This window comes from Saccharothrix coeruleofusca (assembly GCF_014648515.1).
GTDB lineage: Bacteria > Actinomycetota > Actinomycetes > Mycobacteriales > Pseudonocardiaceae > Actinosynnema > Actinosynnema coeruleofuscum.
In genome coordinates, this window is sequence record NZ_BMRG01000004.1 from 473029 (window position 1) to 482619 (window position 9591).

Consider the following 9591-nt stretch of genomic DNA (forward strand, 5'->3'; position numbering starts at 1 on the left):
CCCGGTCATCCGCGCTGTCACCCGCGCTCCGGCAGGGGCGCGCGGCCCAGGAAGGTGTGCGCGACACCCAGTTGCGACCCCGGCAGGGGCGTGCTGCGGACGCCGGTGAAACCGTTGCGGCGCAAGCGATCCCGCAGCTCCCCCGGACTGTCGAAGCGCAACGCGCTGCGCCACAGGTAGGTGTAGAGGCGGTGGTCGCGGGTGACCAGCAGGCCACCGGGGATCACCACACTCCAGCACAGCGCGGTCCAGATCGCGGTGCGCAGGAGCGAGCCGCGCACCGCGTACTCGTGCACCACCAGCGGCGCGCCGGGGCGCAGCAGCTCGCGCACCACGCGCAGGGTCGGGTCGGGGTCGGGCAGGTTGCGCACCAGATAAGCGGCGAACACCGCGTCGAACGGCCCGCTCACCCCGGCCTCGGCCAGGTCCTCGGCGCGGGAGCGCACGAAGCGGACCCCTGCGGGCCAGGACTTGGCCCGAGCGCGGTCGAGCATCCCGGCCGAGGCGTCCACGGCGACGATCTCCGCCTCCGGCGCCACCGACAGCAGCGCGGCGGTCGAGGCTCCGGTGCCGCAGCCCAGGTCCAGCACCCGCAGCCCGGCCCCGCCGCCGGGCAGCCGCAGCGCCCGCGCGGAGCGGCGCAACCCCTCGTGGTAGCCGGGGTTGAGGCCGACCAGCAGGTCGTAGCCCGCCGCCGCGGTGTCGAACGCGCCCGGCACCTGGCTGGTGGACAACCGCGGTGTCACACGGCCTCCTCCCGCACCCGGCAATCCACGTCTCCTCCGCCTCGGCTCACAGTGCACCGTATGGGGCTACAGCGCGGTCCGCATGACAGCGGGCACAGGGGGTACCCCCGATCCCGCACCCGACTGCGACAGGAGCACCCCATGACCAGCAGCGCCACGCAGCTCTACACCACCACGGCCGTGTCCACCCGCGCGTCGGTCCGGGTGGACGACGCCGAGCCCGCGGAGCTGGCCGTCGCCGCCCCGCGCGAGCTGGCCGGTCCCGGCGGCGGGTGGAACCCCGAGCAGCTCTACGCCGCGGCGCTGGCGACCTGCCTGCACCAGAGCCTCGCGGTGATCGCCTCGTCGGCGGGTGACGACCTGACCGGCTGCCAGGTGACCGCGGGCGTGTCGCTGCGCCACGAGGGAACGCAGACCTACGACCTGGACGCGCGGTTGAAGGTCGAGCTGCCCGGCGTGCCCGAGGAGCGCAGGCAGGACTTGGTGGACCTGGCCGTCTCGCACGCGCCGATGATCGGCGGGTGGCACGTCGCCGTCGCCTGAGCGGTGTCCCCTGAGCGGTGTCCGGAGCCGCCGTGACGACGCCGGGGGCGCGGGTCGACGATCGGGCGTGCCGTCGGGGACGCCCGATCGATGGAGTGGTGTTCGAGGAGCTGAGCCGGGCTGGGAGCGCACGACCGTCCGGCCCCGGCGGTCGCCGGGGCCGGACGGGGCGGCTTCAGTTCAGACGGGTGCGCTTCGGGTTGGCCAGCGGACCCAGGACCAGGTCCTGTTCCGAGGGCTCGCCGGACTGACGCGCGGAGGTCTGCGACTGCTGGGCGTCCGGGTGGCCGAACAGGTCGGCGCCGGGACGCGAAGAGAACTGGCTGTGCATGTCCCCATGTTTCTCCACTTCGCGCCGTTTCCAACCGTGATCTCCGAAACACCCGTCGGTCCACGTTCCCGGCTCGCGTCTCGATAGGCTCCAGCGGTGCCAGGTCCCGTCATCCCCGCCACCCGTCCCGCCGGTCGTCCAGACGGGACGGCTCCGCGCGCATGAGCGCCGGGCCGCAGGAGGACCGACCGGGGACGTCCACCCTGGTGGACGACGTCGGCGCGGTCGTCTGGCGGGCCGACCCGCGCACCCGGCGCTTCACCTTCGTCTCCGCGCACGCCGAGGCGCTGCTGGGCCACCCGGTGCGCCGCTGGCTGGCCGAGCCGGACTTCCCCGCGACCCTGGTCCACCCCGGTGACCGCGCCGCCGGTGCCGCGCGGTGGGACATCGCGGGCCGCGACGACTTCGAGCTGCTCTACCGCGCGGTCACCGCGGGCGGGCGCGTGCTGTGGCTGCACGAGAAGGTGCACGTGGTCCGCGACGCCGATGGCGCGGCCCTGGTCCTGCAAGGTGTGATGGTCGACGTCTCCGGCCTGTGCGCCGCCGAGGAGCGGCACCGCTTCCTGGCGCTGGTCGAGCGCGAGCTGCGACGGCTCGACGACACCGAGGAGGTCGTGGCCGCGGCGACCCGGCTGTTGGGCGGGCGTCTGGGCGCCGACCGCTGCGCCCAGGCCCGTGCCGAGCCGGGCGAGGACCACTTCGTGATCAGCGGCGACCACGCCACCGGGCTGCCGCGGCTGCCCGGCCGGGTCGCCGCGAGCGAGCTCGGCGAGGACTGCCTGCGGTCCCTGCGCGCCGGGCGGCCGTGGGTGGTCGCGGACAGCGGGAGCGATCCACGGCTGGTCGGGCGTGACCTGGCCGCCTACGAGCGCGCGGGCGTCCGCGCGGCGGTCTGCGTGCCGCTGTCGCGCGGCGGGCGGTTCGCCGCGGCGCTGGTGGTGCACCAGTCGACCGCGCGGCGCTGGACGCCCGAAGAGGTCGAACTCGTGTCGGCGGTAGCGGTCCGGTGCTGGGAGTCGTCGCGGCGCGCGCACGCCGAAGCGGCGCTGCGGGACCGGGAGGGGTGGCACCGGCTGCTGGTCGAGCGGGCCGCCGACGGCATCTGGGCGCTCGACCGCGACCTGCGCTTCGTCGAGGCCAACCCGGCCGCCTGCGCGCTGCTGGGGTACAGCCGGGAACGGCTGCTGGGCGTCGGCGTGACCGAGCTGGCGGTGCCGGGCGAGGAGAGCGGACCGTTCGCGCTGGCCGCCGACCCGTCCACCGCGCGGGTGGTAGACGAGGTGTGGCGGCTGCGCCGGGCGGATGGTTCGGTGGTGGCGTTGGAGCTCAACGTCCAGGTCACCGCGACCGGTGTGCGGGCCATCGGGCGTGCCGCCGCCCAGCGGTCCACCGGGACCGAGGGGGAACCACCGCCGCACCGCGAGCACGGGATCGCCGAGGCGCCGCGACACGACCCGCCGCCCGCGCTGGACCGGCTGGCGATCTCCGCGCGCCGCCTGCCCACCGCGCACCACGCCCGCGTCGGCGGCGACTGGTACGAGGTGCTGCCGGTGACCGGCACGGCGGTGGCCTTGTCGGTGGGCGACGTGGCGGGCGGGGGCAGCACCACCGCGGTGGTGGGCAGGCTGCGCAGCGCCCTGGTCGGGTACCTGCTCCAGGGCCACTCCCCCGCCGCCGCGCTGCGGCGCCTGGACACCTTCGCCCGGCGGGTCGACGGCGCGGCGGGCAGCACCTGCGCCTGCCTGACCGTGGACTGGGCCACCGGCGCGCTGCGCTGGGCGGCTGCCGGGCACCCGCCGCCGCTGGTGGTCGACGGCGGGCGGGCGCGGTTCCTGCCCGGCGACGCGGGCCCGACGCTGGGCACCCCCGGCGGGCCGCCCCACCACGACCGGACCGCCGCGCTCACGCCGGGCGCCTCGGTCGTGCTCTACACCAACGGCCTGCTCCAGCGCCGCGGCGCACCGGTGGAACAGGGCCGGGAGCGGCTGCTGACCGCCGCCCGCGACGCCCACGAGCTGGCTCCGGAGGGGATGGCCACCGCCATAGCCGACGCGCTGCTGACCGACGACCGGGACGACGTGGCGCTGGTGGTGGTCCGGCGCCTGCCCGAGCCGCTGCGCGCCCGCGTGCCCGCCCTGGCGGGTGAGCTGGCCGCGATGCGCCGCCGCGTCGCGGCGTGGGCGGGCGTGGCGGGTCTGCCCGCGGACCTGGTCGACGACCTGCAGCTCACCCTCGGGGAGGCGGCGGCCAACTCGGTGGACCACGCCTACCCGGACGGACCGGGCGAGTTCGACTACGAGGTGGCGACCACCGCGCGGGGCGTCCACGTCACCGTGCGCGATCGCGGGACGTGGCGTCCGGCGCCCGCGGACAAGGGCCACCGCGGGCGCGGGATGCAGATCATCCGGACCATCGGCGAGCGGGCGGTGTTCCACCACGACGAGCACGGCACGACGGTCGATTTCGACCTGGTCGCCACACCGGCGGCGCCACCCGGCGCGACCACGCCCCCAGGCGAGCCGACCTGAGCTCTCGCGCGGCGCGGTCGTCGAGCCCCGTCACGCGGGCAGCCGCGCCCACACCGTCTTGCCACCGGGACGGCGCAGCACGCCCCACTCGGCGCTGATCGCCTGCACCATGAGCATCCCCCTGCCACGCAGGGAGCCCAGCGTGGACCTGCCCGGTTCGGGCACCAGGTCCGGGGTGCCGTCGTCGACCTCGACGCGCACCGCGCCCGGAGGCAGCGACACCTTGGCGCACCACGGCGCCCTGGCGTGCTCGAAGGCGTTGGTGGCCAGCTCGGTGACCACCAGCTCCACGTCGGCCACCACGTCCGGGTGCAGGTGCGCCAGCAACCGGCGCACCTCGGCGCGCAGTTCCGACAGCGGAGGCCGGTCCGGGCCGTCCAGGTCGAACCGGTGCACGGGGACGCTCACCCGCCCACCCCCGGCAGTCCCGTCACGGACGCCGGAACACCAGCAGCGCGATGTCGTCCCGCTTGTCCCGGCCGAACCGCTCGATGAGCCGGTCGCACAGTTCCTCCCCGTCGTCGTCCCAGGACACCGCCGCGCGCAGCAGCTCCATGCCCTCGTCGAGGTCCACTCCGGAGCGCTCGACCAGCCCGTCCGTGGTGAGCACGACCAGCGTGCCCGGCGGCAGCGGCACCACCGAGGCGGGCGGGTGCGGCAGGCCGACGCCCAGCAGCGGTCCGGCCACCTCCAGGTAGCGCGCGCCCGCCGCGTCGGCCACCAGCGGCGGCACGTGCCCGGCGTTGGCCACGGTCATGGTGCCCCCCTCCAGGTCCACCAGCAGCAAGCACACGGTGGTCAGGCCGCGCAGCGGGTGGAAGCGCTCCAGCATCCGGTCCAACCGGGTCAGGAGCGCGACCGGGTCGTGCCCCTCCACGGCGTAGGCGCGCAGCGCGTGCCGGACCTCGCCCATGATGGTGGCCGCGGTGATGGAGTGCCCGCACACGTCCCCGATGGCCACCAGCAGCTTGCCGTCCAACTCGGTGACCTCGTAGAAGTCACCGCCGACTTCGGCGGTGGCCGAGGCGGGCACGTAGCGCACCGCCATCGGCAGGCCGGTGTCCTCGGGCAGGCTCTGCGGCAGCATCCCGCGCTGCAGCGCCAGCGCCAGGTCGTGCTCCTCGGCGAACGCGCGCAGCGCGTCGGCGGCCAGCGCGGTGGTCTGCGCCAACTGGCGCAGCAGGCCGCGGTCCTCGCCGGTGGCCGCGGCGGCGGCCTCCACCGCGACGCACACCGGCGCCCGCCGGGATTTGCCCCGTGCCATCGCCACCGCCGTCGCCATGCCCTCCCGGCCGGGGAAGTCGGTCACCACCGCCAGGTCGGCGTGCTCGGCGGCCACGGCCACTTCCCGCAGCACCGGAGCCACCAGCGTGCGCGTGGTCACCTTCACGCCGCCCGCCCCCGCGCCATCGGCCCTGGCCGCGCAGACCGCGTTGTCGGTGTTGCCGACCAGCACCACGGCGGACGTGCCGAACACCTCGGCCGTCCCCGTCGCGGCCGCGGCGGCCAGCTCGGCGAACGTGGCCGCGCCGTTGACGCGCAGCGTCGCGGCGGTGAGCCGGGCGAGCCGATCGGCCAGGCGCTCGGCCAGCCTGCGCGCCCGGTACGGCCGCAGCGACACCTCCACGGTGGCCAGCAGCTCGTCGGGGTCGACCGGCTCGGTGAGGTAGGCGTCCGCGCCGCGGTTGAGGCCCGCGGTCCGGGTGTCGGTCCCCACGGGGGTGGCCGAGACGTGGATCACCGGGATGGCCGAGGTGCGCGGGTCGGCCTTGATCCGCCTGCAGACCTCGTAGCCGTCGATGTCGGGCAGCCGCACGTCCAGCATCACCAGGTCGACGTCCTGCTCGCCCAGCACGCGCAACGCCTGGGCCCCGGTGACCGCCTCGGTCACCTCGTGCCCGCCGCGGCGCAGCCTGCCCGCGGTGAGGCAGCGGCTGGTCTCGAAGTCGTCCACGACCAGGATGTGGGCGGGCCCGTGGGTCGGGGAGTTCATCGGGGCACCGTCCTTCGCAGCCACCACAGCTTCCCGCACGGCGGGGCGGGCCGCATCCGCCGGGAGGCGGGAGGCGGCACCGGGCCCGCCGGGCCGCGGGAGCCGTGACGATCTACGATTTGCCGTGTTCGAGATCCCCCATGTGAGTGAGCCAGGAGAAAGGGACGAGTCGCGCATGAGCAGGCCGGAACAACCCGCGTCCGCCGTGGCGGATTCAGCCCTGCGGGTGACACGCGAACGACGTGGTGACGCGGAGGTCGTGACCGTCGCGGGCGAGATCGACATGGCCACCGTGGAGCAGCTGCGGTCGGCCGTGCGCGCGGCGCACGAGACCGACCCCCGCCTGCTCGTGGTAGACCTGACAGGAGTCGGGTTCCTGGCTTCCACCGGGCTCGGCGCGCTGGTCGAGGCGCACGAGCTGTGCGGGCAGGCGCTGCGCGTGGTGGCGGCGAACCGGGCGGTGCTGCGGGCGCTGGGCCTGGTGGCGCTGGACCGGGTGCTGGTGGTGCACCCGACGCTGGACGAGGCACTGTCCGCTTAGGACGGACCGGGAAGGACGAGGATGAAGCGCAACATCACCTGCCCCTGCGGCGAGCGGATCACCGGCCAGGACGAGGACGACCTGGTGGCGAAGACCCAGCAGCACCTCAAGGAGAACCACCCCGGTCACGACTACTCCCGTGACGAGATCCTTTTCATGGCCTACTGATCCGCTCCGCACCGGCACGAGCAGCACCCTCGGCTCGTCGTCCCGCCAGGGCGACGAGCCGAACCGCGTTCCGGGGCGGCTCGGCCGCCGCACGGGCCGGGAACCGGTGGCGCAGGAGGGGATGACGCTCCCCGCCACCTTCAAGGTATAGCGGTCCAGGGGGCTTGCGGCAAGACCGGGGACCTGCTCCACACTTGCCGCCCGAAGCCGGGACGTGCGCAAACAGGGGGCCGGGAATGCGTGTGCTGCTGACGTCGTGGGGGTCGCGCGGGGACGTGGAACCGCTGGCGGCACTCGCCGTGGCGCTGCGGGGGCTGGGCGCCGAGGCACGGGTGTGCGCACCGCCGGACGAGGAGTTCGCCGAACTGCTGGCCCGCGTGGGCGTGCCGCTGGTGCCACTGGGGCCGACGGTGCGCTCGGTGGTCGCCCGACCGGAGCGCCCGACGGTGGAAGACGCTTTCCGGCTGGCCGCCCGGCTGGTCGCCGAGCGGTTCGAAACGCTCCCCGCGGCGGCCGAGGGGTGCGACGCGCTGGTGGCGACCGGTCTGATGCCCGCGGGCGCGCGGGACGTGGCCGAGAAGCTGGGCATCCGCTACGTGCTCGCCTGCTTCCACCTGCTCGGGCTGCCGTCGCGGCAGTTCCCCCCTGGGGCGCGGCCGGGCAAGCCGTCCCCGGAGGGCGAGACCGACAACCGGGTGCTGTGGCAGCAGGACGCCCAGCGGGTGAACGCCCTGTACGGCGAGGCGCTCAACAGCCACCGCGCGGCGATCGGCCTGCCGCCGGTGGACAACGTCCGCGACCACGTCCTGACCGACCGGCCGTGGCTGGCGGCGGACCCGGTGCTGTGCCCGTCGCGGGGCATGACCGACCTCGACGTCGTGCAGACCGGGGCGTGGGTGCTGCCCGACGACCGCCCGCTGCCCGAAGGACTGGAGTCCTTCCTGGCGGCGGGCGCGCCACCGGTGTACGTGGGTTTCGGCAGCATGGCCTCGTACGTCCCGAAGGACATCGCCCGCGTGGCCATCGAGGCGGTCCGCGCCCAGGGCCGCCGGGTCGTGCTCGCCCGTGGCTGGGCCGGGCTGACACCGGTCGACGACGCCGAGGACTGCTTCGTCGTCGGCGAGGTCAACCAGCAGGCGTTGTTCGGCCGCGTGGCCGCCGTGGTGCACCACGGCGGCGCGGGCACCACGCTGACGGCCGCCAGGGCGGGCGCGCCCCAGGTGGTGGTGCCCCAGATCGCGGACCAGCCGCGCTGGGCCGCCAGGGTGGCCGAACTGGGCATCGGCGCGGCGCACGAGGGCTCGACCCCGACCTCGGACTCCCTGTCCGCCGCGCTGGCCGCTGCCATGGGACCGGAGACCCGAGCGCGGGCCGAGGCCGTGTCGGGCGAGGTCCGGGCCGACGGGGCGGCGGTGGCCGCGCGGCTGCTGCTCGACACGGCCGGGTGAACCACGACGACGCCGGTCCCACCGGTCCGCGCAGCGCGCTGCGCCGGACGGGCTGGGCAGTCGCGCTGCTCTCGTGGGGTCGCTCCCCCGCCGCTGGCGTCCTCCCGGTGAGTCCGGGGTGCTCCGACCACCGGTGGCACTCCCCGCGTCCACCTTGGTGGTTCGACGTGATTGGTCGACGTCGGCGCTCCCCTGGCCCACGGCAGGCGCCTGCTCAGCGCGCGCTCAGCGGCGCTTCCCAGGATGGGGCGATGAGCGAGGCGAAGACGGGAGCCGGGGCCGCGCCCCACTGGCCGTTTCTGGGTCGTGACGAGGAGGTTCGGGTCGCCGTCGCGGCGTCCCGCCCCGGTGTGGTCCTCTCGGCCCGCCGGGCCGGACTCGGCCGCACCAGCACCGCCCGACGGGCCGCCGCGGTGTGGTTGGCCGGTGGCGGGCGCACCGAGTGGGTCACCGCCACGCGCAGCGCGGCGACCATCCCGTTCGGCGCGGTCCGGCACCTGCTGGCCGATCCCGACCCCGGCGGGGACCGGCCTGCCGCGCTGCGCAAGGTGCGCACACGCCTGCACGGCGCGCTCGTGGTGGTGGACGACGCCCACCTGCTCGACGACGCCTCCGCCGCGGCCGTGCACCACCTCGCCACCGCCGGTGACGCGGTGCTGCTGGTGACCACGCGCGAGGGTGAGCCCGCGCCGGACGCGGTGACCTCGCTGTGGAAGGACGAGGTGCTGGCCCGCGTCGAGCTGCCGCCGCTGTCGGCCGCGGCCACCGCCGGGGTGCTGCGCGAGGCGCTCGGCGGCCCCGCCGACGAGGTCAGCGCCCGGCTGCTGCACGAGCGCAGCCAGGGCGTGCCCGCCAGGCTGCGCGACCTGGTCACCTCGGCGCGGCGGTCCGGTGAGCTGGCGCCCGGCCGGGCCGGGCTGTGGCGCTACCGCCCCACGGGCTCGTCGACGCCTCCGCGCGTCCGCACGGGTATGGGGCTGGTCCGGGCGTTCCTGGACGGCACCCTGCCCGGCGCGGGTGGGCTGGCCGCCGAGCGGTACCGCGCGGCCGTGCGCACCGGGTCGGCGGCGGGCGCGGGCGGCTGGGCGGTCGGTCGGGGGGTGGTGGCCCGGCTGCGCGGCGACGTGAGCACCGCGATCGAGGCGCTGCACCAGGCGGTCACCCTCCTCGACGGCCCCGAGCCCGCCGGTCCGGTGCGGTTGTGCTGCGCGGAGCTGGCCTCGGCGCACGCGCTGGCCGGTGACGCGGCGCGAGCGCGGCAGTGGCTGGACCAAGCGGTCACCGCCGGGCGGG

Annotated in this window: 9 protein-coding genes and 1 pseudogene; 6 read left to right on the plus strand and 4 right to left on the minus strand. The window is 75.9% G+C overall.

What is annotated here, in order from left to right:
* Window positions 1-17: 17 nt before the first annotated feature.
* Window positions 18-746 carry a class I SAM-dependent methyltransferase gene (locus tag IEZ00_RS14370; protein ID WP_229795643.1) on the minus strand — a complete coding sequence of 243 codons (729 nt, stop codon included), beginning with the start codon at window positions 744-746 and terminating at the stop codon, window positions 18-20.
* Between the two features lie 141 nt (window positions 747-887).
* Between IEZ00_RS14370 and IEZ00_RS14375 the strand changes: the two genes are divergently transcribed.
* The gene (locus IEZ00_RS14375; RefSeq protein WP_189223711.1) at window positions 888-1289 is read left to right on the plus strand and encodes an OsmC family protein; all 402 of its coding nucleotides are present in this window, start codon (window positions 888-890) and stop codon (window positions 1287-1289) included.
* Between the two features lie 175 nt (window positions 1290-1464).
* Here IEZ00_RS14375 and IEZ00_RS14380 read toward each other — a convergent pair whose 3' ends face one another.
* Window positions 1465-1620, minus strand: a complete 156-nt coding sequence (locus IEZ00_RS14380; RefSeq protein ID WP_189223712.1) for a hypothetical protein — start codon at window positions 1618-1620, stop codon at window positions 1465-1467.
* A gap of 161 nt (window positions 1621-1781) precedes the next feature.
* On the opposite strand from IEZ00_RS14380, the gene IEZ00_RS14385 reads away from it, so the two are divergent.
* Window positions 1782-4148, plus strand: coding sequence for a SpoIIE family protein phosphatase (locus IEZ00_RS14385; protein WP_189223713.1), 2367 nt, complete (start codon window positions 1782-1784; stop codon window positions 4146-4148).
* A 30-nt stretch (window positions 4149-4178) separates the two neighbouring features.
* On the opposite strand, the gene IEZ00_RS14390 is transcribed toward IEZ00_RS14385, so the two are convergent.
* Window positions 4179-4556, minus strand: a complete 378-nt coding sequence (locus IEZ00_RS14390) for an ATP-binding protein (protein ID WP_229795645.1) — start codon at window positions 4554-4556, stop codon at window positions 4179-4181.
* A 22-nt stretch (window positions 4557-4578) separates the two neighbouring features.
* Window positions 4579-6141, minus strand: a complete 1563-nt coding sequence (locus tag IEZ00_RS14395) for a fused response regulator/phosphatase (RefSeq protein ID WP_189223714.1) — start codon at window positions 6139-6141, stop codon at window positions 4579-4581.
* 175 nt (window positions 6142-6316) lie between these two features.
* Between IEZ00_RS14395 and IEZ00_RS14400 the strand changes: the two genes are divergently transcribed.
* The 4 genes and pseudogenes from IEZ00_RS14400 to IEZ00_RS14415 all read left to right on the plus strand — a co-directional run.
* Window positions 6317-6682 carry an STAS domain-containing protein gene (locus IEZ00_RS14400; RefSeq protein WP_189223715.1) on the plus strand — a complete coding sequence of 122 codons (366 nt, stop codon included), beginning with the start codon at window positions 6317-6319 and terminating at the stop codon, window positions 6680-6682.
* A gap of 21 nt (window positions 6683-6703) precedes the next feature.
* Complete coding sequence (locus IEZ00_RS14405) at window positions 6704-6850, plus strand: DUF1059 domain-containing protein (protein WP_189223716.1); 147 nt, start codon at window positions 6704-6706, stop codon at window positions 6848-6850.
* Window positions 6851-7086: 236 nt separating this feature from the next.
* Window positions 7087-8298, plus strand: coding sequence for a glycosyltransferase (locus tag IEZ00_RS14410; protein WP_189223717.1), 1212 nt, complete (start codon window positions 7087-7089; stop codon window positions 8296-8298).
* A 251-nt stretch (window positions 8299-8549) separates the two neighbouring features.
* Window positions 8550-9591: pseudogene (locus IEZ00_RS14415) on the plus strand (hypothetical protein); the annotation flags it as partial.

Excerpts from the sequence above, each read along its gene's own strand:
- IEZ00_RS14375 (WP_189223711.1), top strand. The coding sequence starts at position 888 with ATGACCAGCAGCGCCACGCAGCTCTACACCACCACGGCCGTGTCCACC.
- IEZ00_RS14380 (WP_189223712.1), bottom strand. The coding sequence starts at position 1,620 with ATGCACAGCCAGTTCTCTTCGCGTCCCGGCGCCGACCTGTTCGGCCAC.
- IEZ00_RS14385 (WP_189223713.1), top strand. The coding sequence starts at position 1,782 with ATGAGCGCCGGGCCGCAGGAGGACCGACCGGGGACGTCCACCCTGGTG.
- IEZ00_RS14395 (WP_189223714.1), bottom strand. The coding sequence starts at position 6,141 with ATGAACTCCCCGACCCACGGGCCCGCCCACATCCTGGTCGTGGACGAC.
- IEZ00_RS14400 (WP_189223715.1), top strand. The coding sequence starts at position 6,317 with ATGAGCAGGCCGGAACAACCCGCGTCCGCCGTGGCGGATTCAGCCCTG.
- IEZ00_RS14405 (WP_189223716.1), top strand. The coding sequence starts at position 6,704 with ATGAAGCGCAACATCACCTGCCCCTGCGGCGAGCGGATCACCGGCCAG.
- IEZ00_RS14410 (WP_189223717.1), top strand. The coding sequence starts at position 7,087 with ATGCGTGTGCTGCTGACGTCGTGGGGGTCGCGCGGGGACGTGGAACCG.